This is a genomic window from Micrococcus terreus, from assembly GCF_900116905.1.
Classification (GTDB): Bacteria; Actinomycetota; Actinomycetes; order Actinomycetales; family Micrococcaceae; genus Citricoccus; species Citricoccus terreus.
The window spans coordinates 1-15,658 of the sequence record NZ_FPCG01000011.1 but is presented as its reverse complement, the minus strand read 5'-3'; the positions used below and the strand labels follow the sequence as shown (position 1 = coordinate 15,658).

At 70.1% G+C, this 15,658-nt stretch carries 18 protein-coding genes; 9 read left to right on the top strand and 9 right to left on the bottom strand.

Annotated features, from left to right (window positions below):
- Positions 1-8 precede the first annotated feature (8 nt).
- Genes BM355_RS11985 through BM355_RS11975 form a run of 3 tightly spaced genes read left to right on the top strand, consistent with a single transcriptional unit; the run spans position 9 to position 3,840 of the window.
- Positions 9-1,061, top strand: a complete 1,053-nt coding sequence (locus BM355_RS11985) for a WcbI family polysaccharide biosynthesis putative acetyltransferase (RefSeq protein ID WP_091698939.1) — start codon at positions 9-11, stop codon at positions 1,059-1,061.
- The gene (locus tag BM355_RS11980; protein ID WP_245760795.1) at positions 1,058-2,266 is read left to right on the top strand and encodes a glycosyltransferase family protein; all 1,209 of its coding nucleotides are present in this window, start codon (positions 1,058-1,060) and stop codon (positions 2,264-2,266) included. The genes BM355_RS11985 and BM355_RS11980 overlap by 4 nt, the downstream gene beginning before the upstream one ends.
- Positions 2,263-3,840, top strand: coding sequence for a glycosyltransferase (locus BM355_RS11975; protein WP_091698937.1), 1,578 nt, complete (start codon positions 2,263-2,265; stop codon positions 3,838-3,840). The genes BM355_RS11980 and BM355_RS11975 overlap by 4 nt, the downstream gene beginning before the upstream one ends.
- An 82-nt stretch (positions 3,841-3,922) precedes the next feature.
- Here BM355_RS11975 and BM355_RS11970 read toward each other — a convergent pair whose 3' ends face one another.
- The 5 genes from BM355_RS11970 to BM355_RS11950 form a co-directional block, all read right to left on the bottom strand.
- A complete protein-coding gene (locus tag BM355_RS11970; protein WP_245760794.1) occupies positions 3,923-4,420 on the bottom strand; it encodes a PIN domain-containing protein in 498 nt (165 codons plus the stop codon).
- An 18-nt stretch (positions 4,421-4,438) separates the two neighbouring features.
- Complete coding sequence (locus BM355_RS11965; protein ID WP_091698934.1) at positions 4,439-4,957, bottom strand: helix-turn-helix domain-containing protein; 519 nt, start codon at positions 4,955-4,957, stop codon at positions 4,439-4,441.
- Between the two features lie 190 nt (positions 4,958-5,147).
- A complete protein-coding gene (locus tag BM355_RS11960; RefSeq protein WP_245760793.1) occupies positions 5,148-5,690 on the bottom strand; it encodes a TenA family protein in 543 nt (180 codons plus the stop codon).
- Between the two features lie 135 nt (positions 5,691-5,825).
- Positions 5,826-6,191: a YciI family protein gene (locus BM355_RS11955; RefSeq protein WP_091698932.1), complete on the bottom strand. Its 366-nt coding sequence runs from the start codon at positions 6,189-6,191 to the stop codon at positions 5,826-5,828.
- A gap of 41 nt (positions 6,192-6,232) precedes the next feature.
- Positions 6,233-6,901, bottom strand: coding sequence for an SDR family oxidoreductase (locus tag BM355_RS11950; RefSeq protein ID WP_091698930.1), 669 nt, complete (start codon positions 6,899-6,901; stop codon positions 6,233-6,235).
- Positions 6,902-6,992: 91 nt separating this feature from the next.
- Between BM355_RS11950 and BM355_RS11945 the strand changes: the two genes are divergently transcribed.
- Positions 6,993-7,634 (top strand): CueP family metal-binding protein, encoded by a 642-nt coding sequence (locus BM355_RS11945; RefSeq protein ID WP_177227950.1) that lies wholly within the window; start codon positions 6,993-6,995, stop codon positions 7,632-7,634.
- 794 nt (positions 7,635-8,428) lie between these two features.
- Here BM355_RS11945 and BM355_RS11940 read toward each other — a convergent pair.
- The 3 genes from BM355_RS11940 to cmtR (BM355_RS11930) form a co-directional block, all read right to left on the bottom strand.
- Positions 8,429-9,034, bottom strand: a complete 606-nt coding sequence (locus tag BM355_RS11940) for a cadmium resistance transporter (protein WP_068398372.1) — start codon at positions 9,032-9,034, stop codon at positions 8,429-8,431.
- A 66-nt stretch (positions 9,035-9,100) separates the two neighbouring features.
- Positions 9,101-11,005, bottom strand: a complete 1,905-nt coding sequence (locus BM355_RS11935) for a heavy metal translocating P-type ATPase (RefSeq protein ID WP_068398428.1) — start codon at positions 11,003-11,005, stop codon at positions 9,101-9,103.
- Positions 11,002-11,361, bottom strand: a complete 360-nt coding sequence (gene cmtR, locus BM355_RS11930) for a Cd(II)/Pb(II)-sensing metalloregulatory transcriptional regulator CmtR (protein ID WP_091699111.1) — start codon at positions 11,359-11,361, stop codon at positions 11,002-11,004. Before cmtR (BM355_RS11930) ends, BM355_RS11935 begins: the two co-directional genes overlap by 4 nt.
- A gap of 86 nt (positions 11,362-11,447) precedes the next feature.
- Here cmtR (BM355_RS11930) and BM355_RS11925 point away from each other — a divergent pair, with 86 nt between their 5' ends.
- The 3 genes from BM355_RS11925 (at position 11,448) to BM355_RS14370 (ending at position 12,938) form a co-directional block, all read left to right on the top strand.
- Complete coding sequence (locus tag BM355_RS11925; protein ID WP_036334148.1) at positions 11,448-11,822, top strand: ArsR/SmtB family transcription factor; 375 nt, start codon at positions 11,448-11,450, stop codon at positions 11,820-11,822.
- Positions 11,822-12,733, top strand: a complete 912-nt coding sequence (locus BM355_RS11920) for a cation diffusion facilitator family transporter (RefSeq protein ID WP_002854089.1) — start codon at positions 11,822-11,824, stop codon at positions 12,731-12,733. The genes BM355_RS11925 and BM355_RS11920 overlap by 1 nt, the downstream gene beginning before the upstream one ends.
- Before the next feature lie 64 nt (positions 12,734-12,797).
- Complete coding sequence (locus tag BM355_RS14370; protein ID WP_002854087.1) at positions 12,798-12,938, top strand: hypothetical protein; 141 nt, start codon at positions 12,798-12,800, stop codon at positions 12,936-12,938.
- Positions 12,939-13,209: 271 nt separating this feature from the next.
- Here the strand turns inward: BM355_RS14370 and merA are convergent, their stop codons facing one another.
- Positions 13,210-14,658, bottom strand: coding sequence for a mercury(II) reductase (gene merA, locus BM355_RS11915; protein WP_041103924.1), 1,449 nt, complete (start codon positions 14,656-14,658; stop codon positions 13,210-13,212).
- A gap of 71 nt (positions 14,659-14,729) precedes the next feature.
- Here merA and BM355_RS11910 point away from each other — a divergent pair, with 71 nt between their 5' ends.
- Both BM355_RS11910 and cmtR (BM355_RS11905) read left to right on the top strand, forming a co-directional pair.
- Complete coding sequence (locus BM355_RS11910; protein ID WP_036382791.1) at positions 14,730-15,119, top strand: heavy metal-responsive transcriptional regulator; 390 nt, start codon at positions 14,730-14,732, stop codon at positions 15,117-15,119.
- Between the two features lie 223 nt (positions 15,120-15,342).
- The coding region (cmtR, locus tag BM355_RS11905; protein WP_091699109.1) for a Cd(II)/Pb(II)-sensing metalloregulatory transcriptional regulator CmtR at positions 15,343-15,658 on the top strand (316 nt) is incomplete at its 3' end.

The window sequence follows — 15,658 nt, the reverse complement described above, 5'->3', positions numbered from 1 at the left end:
TTGTGGACATGACCACCCACACCCCACCGGTGGACGAGGGCCGGCGACGCCACTACGGACACTTCTACGGGCTCGAGCCACTGCCTGCTGCCCAGTCCAGTGAGTCCGGCGCGTCCGGAGTGCTGATCGTGCTGGGCAACTGCCAGGCCGAGGCGCTGCGCCAGCTGATCACCTCTCGTCCTGATCTCGCCCTGCCCCCCAGCGTGCGCATCCCGCCCGTGTTCGAGATGACCCCGGAGGACCTGCCGCACCTGCAGCGGCTGCTCGCCCAGACCACGGTCCTGGTGGCCCAGCCCGTGGCGGACGACTACCGGGGCATGCCGCTGGGCACCGATCAGCTGGCCCAGCTCCTGCCGGAGGGCGCCCGCCAGGTGCGCATCCCGGTGCTCTACGACTCCGGCCTGTTCCCCTGGCAGGTCACGGTGCGCCACCCGGACCGTCCGGACGAGGATCCGCCCGTGGTGCCGTACCACGACCTGCGCACCCTGGCGCAGGCGGCGGCCGAACTGGGGATGGAGGGCGTGCACGGGTTCGGTGTGCATCAGGGACAGGCGGTTCCCGACGACGGCCCCGCACCTGACGAGGGCGAGGACACCTGGGGTGCCCCACGGCTTCCGCTCACGGCGGGCACCGTTCAGCGCCTGGCGGCCGACTCCCTGGACCGGCTGCGCGCCCGCGAGTCCGCGCACGGCACGTTGACCGTGACCGAGGAGCTGGCGCGTCTGGACGAGCCCGGGTTCCACACCATCAACCACCCGTCCAACACGGTGTTGGCGCTGCTCGCCGGGAAGGTGCGTGCTGAGCTGGGCGCGGACCCGTCCGTGGCGGTGCCGGACCGGGTGATGCTGGGCGATGTGCTGGCCCCGATCGAACAGCAGATCCTGGACGGACTGGGCCTGGAGGGTCCGGCGCGAGAGCACTGGGTGGTGGGCGGACGTGAGGTCCCGGACACCGAGGTCCGTCAGGCCCACCTGGGCTGGTACCGGGAGAACCCGGAGGCCGTGCGAACCGGTGTGCAGCGGCATGCCGAGCTGATGCGGCAGCTGGGACTGATGGCGTGAGCGGTGGGCTGGATGCCGACCCCGGACGAACCGGGCGGACCGATCTGACTGGCCTCGTCTATCTCGCGGTCGGGCCGGAGCGGCACGGCGTGGTGCGGCACGGGCTGGCCACCGCGCGGGAACTGATCCGGCAGGGTGGATCTGTGGACCTGGTCCACCTGCCGGACGCCGAGGGGCTGCGCGAGTGGTCCGCGGGGAACCGTGCAGGCGGTGTGGCGGTGCACCTGGATGTGACCGATTCCCTCTTCGGGGACACTCCCCGGGAGGCCGTCGCCCTGCTGACGGAGGCCCTGGAGGGGAACCGCACCACGCTCACCCTGCATGATGTCCCGCAGCCGGCCGAGGGTGCCGCCCGCTACGCCGCACGGGCAGCCGCCTATGCCGACCTGGCGCAGTGGGCCGCCGGGATCGTGGTCTCCAGCGCGCACGAACGGACCCTGTTGGAGCGGATCCTGACTGAGCACGGTGGCGGCTCGGGCACGGCGGCATCCGGCCCAGCAGCCTCATCGGAGTCGGCCCCGCGGATCACCGTGGTCCCGTTGCCCGTCCCGGACCGGCGTGACCCGGACGCCGTCCACCGAGCCCGCACCGACCCCGCCGCCTGGGCCAGGCAGCTGCCGGAGGAGCTGTCCGGACTGGACCAGGACGTGGTGGTGCTCGGCTTCCTCTACCCCGGCAAGGGCCACGCGGAGGCCCTGCAGGCGCTCGCCGCAGTCCGCTCGCAGCAGTCCCGTCCCGGCTCACCCGCCGAGCTGCCCTCCCGGGTGACCGCCCTGGGCCCGGTCGCCGCCGGTCACGACCACCTCGTGGGAGAGCTCACCGAGCAGGCGGAGGCCCTGGGGCTGTCCTTCCGCGCCACCGGGTTCGTGGCGGACGAGCACCTGGACGCCGCACTGCTGGCCGCCGGCATCCCCGTGGCCGCACACCGCAACGTCTCCGCGTCCGGCTCGCTGGCCAGCTGGATGTCCGTGGGCCGCCGGGCGATCGTCCCCGCCGGGACCTACACCCAGGAGATGGACCGCCTGCGTCCCGGGACGCTCGCCGTGCAGCCCACCGCGGACCCGCTGCCCGCCCTCACCGCTGGCATCGCCGCCGCCACCACCGACCCCGGCCTGACCTGGCTGGACAGCTCGGCCTCGCTCGCTCCCGGTCCGCAGGACTGCGCCGGCGCCCTGCTCCAGTTCCTGACGGAGACCCTGTCATGACCCTCCCGCCCGATTCCCCGTCCCTGCGCGGCCAGCCTGTCCCCGGCAACCGCTGGGACCAGCTCGCCCAGCCCACCCACCTGATCCCCGCGCCCGGTGAGGCACGCGCTCCGGCGATCTCCGTCGTCGTGCCCTTCTACCGGGACCAGGCCGGACTGGACCTGCTCCTCTCCGCCCTCGCCGCGCAGGACCACCCGGCCAGCCGGACGCAGCTGATCATCGCGGACGACGGCTCACCAGACCCGCCGCAGCTGCCCGCGGACCTGCCGTTCCACACGCGCGTGGTCCGTCAGGAGGATCGGGGCTTCCGGGCCTCGGCCGCGCGGGCCCTGGGTGCAGCTGCCGCAGAAGGCGAGGTGCTGGCGTTCCTGGACGGGGACATGATCCCGGCGCCGGACTACCTCACGGCTGCCGCCCGACTTCCCGCGCTCAGCCCGGAGGCGGTGGTGGTCGGCCGCCGTCGGCACCTGGATGAGAGCCTCCTGGACACCGGCTGGCGCCCGGGCGACCCCGTCCCGGACAGCCACGTCCTCACCGAGCCCGAGTGGCTGCGCGAGGCCTACGCGCATACGGGGAACCTGCTGCACGCGGACTCCACCGCCTACCGATTCGTCATCTCCGCGGTGCTGACCATGGCACGCGAGGTCTACGTGGACGCGGGCGGGTTCGACCCCGGGTTCGTGGGCTACGGCGGCGAGGACTGGGAGCTGGCGCATCGGCTATGGCGCGCGGGCGGACTGCTGGCACACGTGCCGGAGGCGGTCTGCTGGCACGTGGGTCCGGACTTCGCCGGCCGCGAGGACCCCGCCGAGGCCCGCCGCGTGAAGAACCGCGAGTCCATGGTCCTGGCCCCGCGCATCTCCGCCCCCACCGCGCGCGGTTCCGCTCTGGGTCTGACCGGTCACCTCAGCCCGGTGGGCGGTGGCATCCAGGGCCCGACGACGGCCCGCGGCCCCCGCGTGGAGGTCACGGTCCCGCTGGGGGAGGGGAGTCAGGCGGCCGGGGTGCTGTGCGTGGACGCGGTGCTGCAGGCGGTGCCCAACGCGGTGGTGTCCGTCCGGAACGCCGATGCTCCGGGTGAGCCGCTCCCGGAGCCGGCCCGCTCCTGCCTGACCGACCCCCGGATCCAGTGGTCCGTGCAGAGGCCACGGACCCTGCGCCCGGACGATGTTGACGATGCGCAGACGCGTCCGGTCGGATCTGTTCCACTGGTCACCGCGGCCGAGCTGGCGCGCGCCGCCGACTGGACCGTGGACCTGCAGGTTCCCGTCCGCCCCGCCGGATCAGGTGTGCGGCCGAATCCTGCTGAGGTCAGCTCGTGGCTGCTCGAGCTGGAGCGCGAGGGCGTGGACCGGGTGGAGGTCGTGGACGGAACGGAGTGTGTAGACGGTTCGGACGGTGCCGACGGCACTGAACCGGTCGCCACCCTGACCAGCTCCCGCGCCTGCTGGCGCCAGGCCCGCTGGGCCACCGCCGACCCCACCCTCACCCGGCACATCGACCTCGCCGAGCTGGGCTGGCAGACCCTGCGCAACGAGCCGGACCTCGAGGCGTGGTGGGGTGGCTGGGGCTGATCAGACCAGATGATCTCGGATGATCTGTGTCGTGTCGTGGAGACCGTAGAGCGAATCGAGTGAATCCAGGATCTCGTGAGGGTCAGCGGTGCATGATTCCGACCGGACCTTGCTGACATGGCTTTGACGGCCGCCAGCCCAAGGTCTGGACGAAGTGAGACTGTCTCGTAGGCGAACTTGGCTGGAGTGACGATCTCAATACCCTGCGGAACCAGGATCGGGGGGAATCTCGAAGATTCTCCGTGACGATGCAGCCAGCCCCTCCGACCACGGCCGCTGCCAGCACGTGCTCGTCGTCTTCGTCGGGAAGGCTGAAGGTTCCCTCCAGGCCTTCCCATCCGGTCACGATCGAGTCCCCGAAGTGCAGACGCATCTGCGGCGCAAGATGTGTGGCACGACTCCGAGACTCTTCTCGTGGACTGCCTCGGTCCATGAGTTTCAGCTCTTCGTTGACCTCCACTTCCAGGAGGATCGCTTCGCTGAACACGAAGCGGTAGGAGCCCTCGAATGCCAAAGACAGAAGGGAGTCTCGCAGAGTGCTCGGCCAGAGGACACAGCTGTCGAGGAGCGCAGTGAACATTGCTGTGTCCGACGCCCGTCAGGCAGAGCGGCGTCGGCGGGCAGCTTCAGCGCGGGCTCTTCTCGTGCGCTCGGTCGCTAGGTGGCGATCCTCATCATCTATCGTGCCGAGCGCGTCGAGGGCACTGTACTGAGCGGCTCGGCGCTTCTCCTTGTACTCCACCACGTCCTCCAACTTGATCCGTCGATGAGTTCCCGGCTTCTCGAAAGGAATGCAGCCTTCATCCAACAGGCGCACCACGGTGGGTCGAGTGACACCCAGGAGTTCTGCCGCCTGCTGGGTGGTGAGTGTCATCGAACTCGGTGTGATGGTGACAGCCATCCCTTTGCGCATGGCGCCCACGGCCTTGACCAGGACCTCGCAGATCTCGGGAGGGAGCTGGACCTGGTCCCCCGGTTCCGGACCCGACAGGAAGAACTGCGGTGCAGGGCGTTCCCCGGTCTTCGCTGCGTGCGCTTCCATGAAGTCGAAGACCTGCCCGGTCTCGGGACTTTCCGGAGCGAAGAACGTCTCCTGAGCGGCCGTGCTGGGGCGCATCGTGGATCCTGCTTTCGGGCTCGAGGGACACCGTAGGGTTTTCGTTTTTTTCGTTTACGTAGTCTAGTGGGGGTTACGGTTCCAGTCCAGGTGCTCAAGGATCTCAGGTGTAGGCGACCTCGAGGAAGGACAGCTCCAGTCCCACCACGTGGCACCACACCTGGGTGAGACGGTCCTGTGCGGCGGGGTCCTACGGGAAGACGCGCTCCAGCTCGTCCACCAGGAACTGCACCCAGGCCCGGAAGTCCTGGCCCCGATGCAGCTCGATCCACTCGGTGTGCACGTACCGCCGGGGCATCTTCACCTCCCGCTCGCCCCAGTCCAGATAGAGCCACTCGGCGATCACCAGCAGCACCAGCAGGTGCGGATAGGACTGGGAGGCGGTGGCCTCGGACATCGCCTGACGGAACGCAGCCGTGGTGTCCGTGAGCTCGGGATTGGTGCGATCGGACTTGGGTACGCCCAGCTCATCGAAAGAATGTTGGAAGTATCCGTCCTCATCAGCGGCGAGCATGCCCAGCTGGCGGGCGAAGCGCAGCTTGGCGGGCACCTGGTCGGCGTGGGCCATACAGCCGCCGAGCATGGAGAGGAAGGTGTCGAAGAACTGGTAGTCCTGCACCAGGTAACCGCGCAGCACCTCGTCCTCCACGGTCCCGGCGAACAGTTCCTGCACGAACCGGTGGTCCACGGCGGCGTCCCAGTCCTGCGCGGCGGACTCCCGCAGCCGGGCCACGTGCCCGCCCGGACGGACGCGGATGCTGGTGGAGGCTGCGGACGTTCAAGGGTCTGCTCGCGCACTCTCAGCCCCCGTTCATGGGGCTCCCCTGTCGTCACGGCCGAGTGTACCCGGCCCCTCCCGGGGCGAGGCTCAGCCCTGCAGGGCGCGGACCTCCACCGGGCTGCCGCACGCCGAGGACGCGGCAGCCGCCAGGTTCACCGCCTCGTCCTGGTCGGCGGCCTCGATGATCCAGAACCCGCCCAGGTGATGGGAGGCCTCGGCGAGGGGACCCTCGGTGGTGACGGGGCCGGCGTCGGGCTGGGTGCCGTCCACCACGGTGGCCTCCTCCGGGGGCGTCAGCCCACCGGCGGTCACCCACGCACCACGGTCCTGGAGCATCTGGTTGAACTGCCCCACCGCGGCGAAGGCGGCCATCATCTCCTCCTCGGAGGCGTAGGCGGTGCCGGCGGCGTGGACACCGGGCTCGTGCCAGACGGTGAGCAGGAACTGGGCCATGGTGGGCTCCTCAGTGCGTGAGAGCGGCGACCCGGGGCGGATCAGGCCGAGCGGAAGGCGTCCGCCAGGGGAGTGTCCCCGTCCACGAACTCGATCTGCTGACCCACAGTCTCCGGCATGGCCAGGGCGGTGACAATGGCCTGGGCGACGTTCCCGCGCGAGGTGTCCCGGGCCTCCTCGCCGCTCTCCGCCTCATTGTCCGAGACCCGGCGGACCTGGGCGGTGGGCTCGTCCAGGGTGAGCTTGCCCGGACCCAGGATGGTCCAGTCCAGGTCCGTGCCGCGCAGGTGCTCGTCGGCGGCGGCCTTGGCCTCGGCGTAGGCGAAGAACGGGTTATCCTCCGGGACCCCGTGGTCCGTGCGCGCGCCCTGGTAGGACACCATGATGTACCGCTTCACCCCGGCCTGGGCGGCGGCGTCCATGGAGCGGATGGCCGCGTCCCGGTCCACTGCGTAGGTGCGCTGCGGGTTGCCTCCGCCGGCGCCGGCCGACCAGACGATCGCGTCCTTGCCCTGGAACGCCGCGGCGAGCTCGTCCTGGGTGGCGGTCTCCACGTCCAGCACCAGTGCGGTGGCACCGGCCTGGGCGACTTCGGCCGTGTGGTCCGGGTTGCGGATGACGGAGGTGACCGTGTGTCCCTGTTCTGCCAGGACGGGGGTGGCCAGCAGGGCGACATTGCCGTGTCCGCCGATGATCAGGATCTCAGCCATGGGGTGCTCCTTCGGGTTGAGGTTGATGGTCTGTCTCCACCTTGGCAGGCGCGGCTGGACGGTGACTGGACGCGGGGGCGAGAATGGAGTCATGACCGTCTCCGCCGCACCACTGACGCCCCGCGCTCGTGGCACCGGACGCGCCCGGCGAACTCCTCTGGCCGCACTCGCTGCCACGGCTGCCCTCACCCTGGCGGCCTGCGCGCCAGCGGAGCAGCCAGCATCCGAACCCTCCGCCGGCCAGGCTGTGACCACCCCAGAACAGGCGCTGACCGAGCTGGGCCTGTCTGCAGACCAGCCGGTGGAGGAGCTGGTCTCCGCACTGGAGGACACCCACCGTGATCGTGAGTTGGGGCTGATGGGCTCGGTCACGCCGGAGTCCGTGCAGCTGACTGTGGGCCAGGAGCAGCTCGCCGTGCCGTTGGCGGAGGACCGCTTCTACCTCTCCGTCGCGCCCTTCGAGACCACCACCCACGAGTGCTTCCTGCACAGCTTGGCCGGCTGCCAGGGGGAACTGGTGGACCAGGAGATGACGGTGACGTTCACCGACGCGCGCGGTGAGGTGCTGGTGGATGAGCAGCGCACCTCCTACACCAACGGCTTCGTGGGCCTCTGGCTGCCGGCGGACACCACCGGCACGCTCACCGTGGAGGTGGACGGACGCTCGGGCAGTCAGCAGGTCTCCACCGGGGCCGAGGACCCCACCTGCCTCACCACTCTGCAGGTGAGCTGATGGGACATCCCGACGGCGGCCACGCACCTTCACCCGACCTACAGATGTGTTCGATGACATGGTGTGGAGTGGACAGAAATGCCCGGAGCCCCCACCCGCTTGGCGCCAACCGGGGGTACAGCTCGCACGGCGGAGGTACCTCTCCAGGGTGCTTCGTATGACGCCCCGTCATCGGGACGGACCACCGGACGGGTCTCATGCCGAGCAGCTGGTTATGCCGAGTGGCGGTCCGGCGGCTCGTCTTGTTGCTGGTCAGAGCGGTGTTCGGGGTGAGCCGCTCGGCATAACGGTCGACTTCGTCGGTGCCTGTTGGTCCGTTTCGTTGATCTCGTCGGGAAGATCGATCAGGGACAAGGGTGAGTGCGCATGGGGATCCCGCGGATTGACGCGCACCGCCTGCGAGAGATGGCGCGCGGGATGATCCCCAGACCGCCTCCTCGCTTTCTCCGGGGCGCCTGGATTATGCCGAGCAGCCCAACACCAAGAACGCCTCTGAGCAGGCACGATGCATCTACTTGTCACCGATCTCGGCATAATCTGCTGCTCGGCATGAGACCGGTTATGCCGAACTCGGCATAACGGGGCCTACGGGACGCTGTCCAAGGCGTGCCGAGGTCGATCAACGTCAACCGACTGAGCGTCCGGTGGGGGTTCCACTTACGGGACGGTCAATGCTCATGCCGCAGACCTCCCCCTCCCGCCGCAGAAGAGGTAACAGCGTTTGCTCCCGAGGACCGCGACGTTCTGTCAGTCGTCGTTGAATTTCCAGTGATGTCGGGCGCCGCGGGCGTGAGCTACAAGCCGAAGGCGCCGCCCTCGAGGAGGATGACGATGCCGAGGCCGATGAGGACCAGCGGGAAGAGGATGTGTTCCCAGCGTTCGAGGATCTCGGCGATGGGCCGGCGGGTGGCGACGTACTTGGCTGCGAGGACGAGGAGGCCGACCAGGGCGAGGAAGACGAGGCAGTAGGCGATGATCGCGGTGGTGGACGCGGTGGCGAAGACGGGGACGTAGACCCCGATGTTGTCTCCGCCATTGGCGAACGTCACGGCGGCCACGGTCAGGACTCCGACCTGCTTGTCGGCGACCTTGGCCTCGTCATCGTCGTCGTCACCGCGGTTGCGCCACGCTCGCCATGCCGCGTAGAGGCCCAGGGCGAGGGGGATGAGCCCGAAGTAGGGCAGGGCGTCCTCGGGCAGGAAGCTGCGGGCCCCGAGGGAGATCACCACGGCGGCGAGCAGGATGCCCCCGAAGCCGAGGTACTGGCCGAGCAGGATCTTGCGGGTGGTGCCCCGCTGGCCGGCGCCGCGGGCGTAGAAGAGGGACAGGACGATGATGTCGTCGATGTTCGTGGCCACGAACAGGCCGATCGCCTGCAGGATCGGGGTGAGCAGTTCCATCGGTGCCTTTCAGGGCGCGCCGGACCGCCGGCGGTGGGTCAGTGGGGCCGCGTTGGTCCGCGGGGGTCAGTGTCCGCGCGTGGGCTGGTGGGTGCGTGCGGCGCGCAGGCCGTTGAGGATGACCAGGACCTCGGCGACTTCGTGGATGAGTACGACGGCGGCCAGGCCCAGGACGCCGGTGATGGCCAGGGGTGGCAGCGCGGCGATGATGAGCAGTGACAGGACGATGTTCTGGTTGACGATGCGCCGTCCGCGTCGGGCGTGGGCGATGGCCTGGGGCAGCAGGCGCAGGTCCTGGCCGGTGAAGGCGATGTCGGCGGACTCGATCGCGGCGTCGGAGCCGGTGGCTCCCATCGCGATCCCGACGTCGGCCGCGGCCAGGGCGGGGGCGTCGTTGATGCCGTCACCGATCATCGCGGTGGGCCGGCGCACGCTGAGCTCGCCCACGGCGGCGGACTTGCCTTCGGGGCGCAGCTCGGCGCGCACGTCGCTGATGCCGGCCTGGGCCGCGAGGGCGCGGGCGGTGCGCTCGTTGTCTCCGGTCAGCATCGTGACGTCGATGCCCTGGCCCGCCAGGGTCGTGATGACCTCGGGGACCTCGGGACGGAGCTCGTCACGCACCCCGATCGCCCCGGCGACCGCGCCGTCGCGGTGGACGACGACGACCGTCATCCCCTGGGCCTCCAGGTCACGGACCCGGTAGGTGAGGTCGCCGGGGTCGACCCAGCGGGGGCTGCCGACCAGCACTACGGCGCCGTCGACGGTGCCGTGGATTCCGTGGCCGGCTTCCTCGGTGGTGCCCTGGGCGGCGGGGATTGTGGGGGCGGCGTGGGTGATGGCGGTGGCGAGGGGGTGGGTGCTGTGCTGCTCGAGCGCGGCGGCCCAGGCCAGGACCTGTTGCTCGGTGACGTCGGCGGCGGGGACGACGGCGGTGACGGTGGGCTGGTTGCGGGTCAGGGTCCCGGTCTTGTCGAAGGCGACGTGCCCGATGTCCCCGAATCGTTCGAAGATGGCACCGCTCTTGATGATGACGCCGAACTTGCTGGCCGAGCCGACCGCGGAGACCACGGTGATCGGCACCGCGATCGCCAGCGCACACGGGGAGGCGGCCACGAGCACCACCAGGGCGCGGGTGATCCAGGTCTGCGGGTCACCGGCGAGTGAGCCGATGAGCGCGACCAGCACGGCCAGGACCAGGACGCCGGGCACGAGCGGACGGGCGATGCGGTCGGCCAGCCGGGCGCGTTGCCCCTTCTCGGCCTGGGCGCGTTCGACCAGGCTCACGATCGTGGTCAGGGAGTTGTCGGTGCCGGGCGCGGTCGCCTCGACCTGCAGGGCTCCGGCGGCGTTGATCGCCCCGGCAGACACCTCATCACCGGGGCCGACCTCGACGGGGATGGACTCACCGGTGATCGCCGAGGTGTCCACGCTGCTGTGCCCGCTGCGGACGATGCCGTCGGTGGCGATGCGCTCACCGGGCCTGATCAGCATGACCTGCCCCGCGGCCAGGTCACGGGCCGGGACGCTCGCGCTATGGCCGTCGGTGAGGACGGTGGCGCTCTGGGGCACGAGCTTGAGCAGCGCGCGCAGCCCGGCACGCGCCCGGTCCATCGCCCGGTCCTCCAAGGCCTCGGCGATGGAGTAGAGGAAGGCCAGGGCCGCGGCCTCCTCCACGTGGCCGAGGATGACCGCGCCGGTGGCGCTCATCGTCATGAGGAGCGCGATGCCGAGCTTGCCCGTGGCGAGCTTGCGCAGCGCACCGGGGACGAACGTGGAGGCCCCGAGCAGCAGACCGACCCAGAACAGCACCAGCGCCGCGCTCTGGGCGCCGGACCACTCACAGGCCAGCCCGGCGACGAACGCGACCCCCGAGGCGATGGGGATCAGGACGGCGCGGTCAGCCCACCACGGGGTCTCGTGCTCGTCGTCGGTCTCGAGCTCCTCGACGGGGGTGTGGGTGGTCGCCCTCATGCCACGGTCCCGCTCGGGCAGCAGCCGGGCACCGTGCAGGTGGCATCCACGCACGGGGCGTTCTCATCGACGGCCAGCGTCACCTCGACCAGCGCGGTCATCGCCGCCCCCAGGTGGGGGTCGGCGATCTCGTACCGCGTCTGGCGCCCCTCGGGCTCGGCCACGACGATGCCGCAGTCCCGCAGGCAGGTGAGGTGGTTCGACACGTTCGACCGGGTCAGGCCTAGGTCGCGGGCGAGTACCGCCGGGTAGCTCGGGCCCTCGAGGAGTGTCATGAAGATGCGGGAGCGGGTCGGGTCGGCCATCGCCCGGCCCAGCCGGTTCATCACGTCCAGCCGCGAAGCAATAGTCAGCATGCGCTGACCATACAGAACCTGCTGACCTCTCGTGTGTGGCTCCCGCTGCTGATATCTGCACATCTGCATTGGTGTATGGTCGTGGCATGAGTGTGACGCCGTTGGATTCGTGTCAGGTCACCGCCGTCCATCCGGAGAAGGTGGCGCTGACCCGGGAGAGGATCCCCGACGAGCGCGAGGCCGGCAGGTTGGCCGGGCTGTTCAAGCTCCTGGGGGACCCGCGCCGTGCCCGGGTGCTGTATGCGTTGCTGGAGGCCGGCGAGCTGTGCGTGTGTGACCTGGCGGCGTCGGTCGATGTCGCGGAGGCGTCGGTGTCCCAGGTGCTGCGGGTGCTGCGTACCGCTGGGGTGGTCGAGAACCGCCGGGAGGGGCGGATGGTGTACTACCGCCTCGCTGACGGGCATGTGCGGATGCTGCTGGACGTCTCCCGTGAGCACGCCCGCCACGAGGGGCAGGGCTGATGGGGGCGGGACACAGCCATGCCCCGGCGACCGGGCATGCCGGTGGCCGCTACCGTCGGCGGCTGGCGGGGGCGTTCGCCCTGACGGCGGGCTTCTTCCTGATCGAGCTGGTCGCGGGGCTGGTGTCGGGGTCGTTGGCGCTGCTGTCGGATGCCGGGCACATGGCTGCCGATGTGGTGGTGCTGGGTGCGGCGCTGCTGGCGACGCGCATCGCGAGCCGGCCGGACTCCACAGGGCGACGCACCTATGGCTCCTACCGGGCCGAGGTGTTCGCCTCGGCGTTGGCGGTGCTGGCGATGCTCGCGGTCGGGGTGTACGTGGTGGTCGAGGCCATCAGCCGGCTGGGCGACGCGCCGGAGGTGGCCTCCGGCGCTATGCTCGCGGTCGGCTTCGCCGGCCTGGTGATCAACATCATCTCCATGCTGCTGCTGCGCAGCGGGGCCAAGGACAGCCTGAACGTCAAGGGCGCCTACTACGAGGTGATCGCCGACGCCGCCGGGTCGGTGGGTGTCATGGTCGCCGGCGTGCTGATCATCCTCACCGGCCAGCCGATCTGGGACGTCGTGGTCGCGGCGCTCATCGCGGTCTTCGTCATCATCCGGGCAGTGGTTCTGGGCAGGCAGGTGATCGCGGTGCTGGGCCAGCACGCCCCGGAAGGGGTGGACCCGGAGGACGTCGCCGGTGACCTGGACGCGGTCGAGGGGGTGGAGGAGGTCCACGACCTGCACCTGTGGACCCTGACGTCGGGGATGAACGTGGCCACGGCCCACCTGGTCGCTGACCAGGGCGCGGACCACGGCGCCGTGCTTGCCGGCGCGCGCCGGGTGCTGCGCGACCGTTACGGTATCGCCCATGCCACCTTGCAGGTGGAGGGCGCCGGCAGCGACGGCTGTCACGACCTGAGCTGGTAGCACTCGGCACGGAAGCCCGCTCGCGAGAGCCGCACATGCTTGAGCAACGTCTTAGGAGCGCGCGATGACCGCGAAGCACGGCAAGGGCCCCGGGCCGGACGAGGGCCAGCGGCCGGCCCGGCGCGGGGTGGTGCTCACCCTGCTGGGGATCGGTCTGGTCGCCGCGGCTTACGTGGTGACGATCGTGGTCATGGTGGTGCGGTGACGCGGCCCAAACGGACCGCGGCCTCATGGCGGCGCCGCAAGGCGGTCATCGCGTCGTCCAGTGCTGTCCTCGTCGGGTCGAGCACGTAGAGGTCGTGAAGACGTCCAGATATAGGCCTGGGACGGGAGTTCTTGCATCGACTGAACTCCCCGGTGGTTGCAGGTCCGATACGCAGGGGTGCCAGTAAGTAGGGCTGATCGGCGCCCATTTTCTTGTCTCGCGCCCCGGGGCGAGGCGGTCCCCTATCGGTGTCCCTGTGTGCGGGGCAGGTTCACGCCGCGCAGCAGGAGAGCTTGGCGATGTCGGTGGTGAAGGCCTGCGCGGTGAGCTTGAGGCCTTCGGCCATGGTCAGGTAGGGGCTCCAGAGGTTGGCGACCTGGCTGGTGGTCATGCCGGCCTCGAGCATGTAGACCCCGGCGGCGGCGAGGTCGCCGGCGTCCTGGGCCAAGGCGGTAATGCCGATGATGCGGCCGGTGTCGGCGTCGGTGACCATCTTGATGAACCCGCGGGTGTCGCGGTTGACGATCGCGCGTGGGACGTGCGCGAGTGACAGGACACGGCTGTCGTAGCGGATCCCGGCAGCGGAGGCCTGCCGTTCGGTCATCCCGACGGCGGCCAGGGCGGGGCTGGTGAACACGACCCGGGGCAGGTGGCGGTAGTCGACCTCGAGGCCGGCGCCGGTGAGGGCGTTGTCGGCGACGAGGGCGCCGTGGGCCGCGGCGACGTACACGAACTGACGGTGGGCGGTGACGTCACCGGCAGCCCAGACGCGCGGGTTGGTGCTGCGCAGATGGCTGTCGACGACCACCTCGCCGTGGTCGCCGGTGCGCACGTCGACGGTGTCGAGACCGAGCGTGGCGGTGACCGGGCGGCGCCCGGTGGCGACGAGTACCTCGGCCGCCCGGAGTTCCTGTGAGCCGTCAGTGGTGGTGGCAGTGACCGTGACCTCGCCGGTGGCCGGGTCGCGGCGGACCGCGCTGGGCACCGCGCCGCGGATGATCTGGATGCCTTCGTCCGTGAAGATCTCATCCAGGGCGGTGGACGCCTCGGGTTCTTCCTGGGACGCCAGCCGTGAGCGGACCAGCATGGTGACCCGGACGCCGAGCCGAGCGAAGAGCTGGGCCTGCTCCATCGCGACGTAGCCGCCGCCGATGACCAGCAGCGACTCCGGGACGTGGTCCAGTTCCATCGCGGTGGTCGAGGTCAGGTAACCGGCCTCCTGCAGGCCGGGGACCGGCGGCGCCCAGGGCCTGGAGCCGGTGGCGATGAGGTAGTGCGCGGCCCGGACCGTCTCCACCGTGCCGTCAGGGCCGGTGACGCGCAGTGCCGGCTCGCTGGGTGTGCCGACGAACGTGGCGTCCCCGGGGTGGAGATCCCATCCGTACTCGGTGGCCAGGTCCAGGTACTTCTCGCCACGCAGTGACCCGACGAGCCGATCCTTGCCGGCGATCAAGGCGGGCATGTCGACCGGCCGGACTTCGGGGAGCGGCAGGCCGGGGAACCGGGAGGCGTCGAGTGTGACGTGGCGGGCCTCGGCGGTCGCGAGCAAGGCCTTAGAGGGCACGCACCCGGTGTTCACGCAGGTACCGCCGACGGTGCCACGCTCGATCATCACCACCCGTCTGCCGAGGTTGGTGGCGCGGATCGCGGCCGCGAACGCCGCCCCACCGGACCCGATCATTGCCAGGTCATACGACCTGCTGTTAGCCGTTGCCGTCATGAACTCCTCCTTCATCGCCCTCAGGATCGACCTTCCAGTGCACTGGAAGGTCAAGGGGGAGAATGAGTGGCATGCGGATCGGTGAGGTGGCTCGGGCGTCGGGCACGACGAGCAAGACCCTGCGGTACTACGAGGAGGTCGGGCTGCTACCCGCCGCGGACCGCACCCCGGCGGGCTACCGGGACTACGGCGCCGAGGTGCTCGACCGGCTGGACTTCATCCGCCGGGGGCAAGCGGCCGGGCTGACCCTGGCCCAGATCGGTCAGGTGCTGGACATCCGCGACCGGGGGCAGGCCCCCTGCCGGCACGTCACCGACCTGCTCGACACCCGCCTTGATGTGATCGACCGGCAACTCGCCGAGCTCGCGCAGCTACGCACCACGATCGCCGACCTGCGCGAGGACGCCGCCGCCGGCGACCCGGCCACGTGCTCCCCCGAGGATGTCTGCCGCTACCTGTGACACCGAAGTTCACGGGCCCGTGGCAGCGCATGGCGGCCCACTCTGTTGCGTTGGGGTGTTAGACCTTTCGCAACGGTTCTGTTGCGCGGGGTGCACCCTATCGCGACGCCTATTCCTCCGGCCTGCCGTCGGCCGCTGTCCCGGTGAAGGATCCCCTTGCGGGCATGCGATCTGGGCTGACGCCTGTGACCGAGTGTTCAGTTCGCGCTGTATAGTTCAGTCCATGCTGACTATTGCTTCGCGTCTCGACGTGATGAACCGCCTGGGTCGTGCACTGGCCGACCCCACTCGATCCCGGATCATCTTGACCCTGCTCGACCATCCCGCTTACCCGGCGGAACTGGCCCGAGATCTGGACCTGACACGCCCGAACGTGTCCAACCACCTGGCATGCCTGCGCGATTGCGGGATCGTCGTCTTCGAGCCCGAGGGTCGTCGGACACGATATGAGATCGCCGATTCGCACCTGGCGCAGGCGCTGACGGCACTGGTCGATGCCACCCTGGCAGTGGACGAAGACGCCCCGTGCATCGATCCCG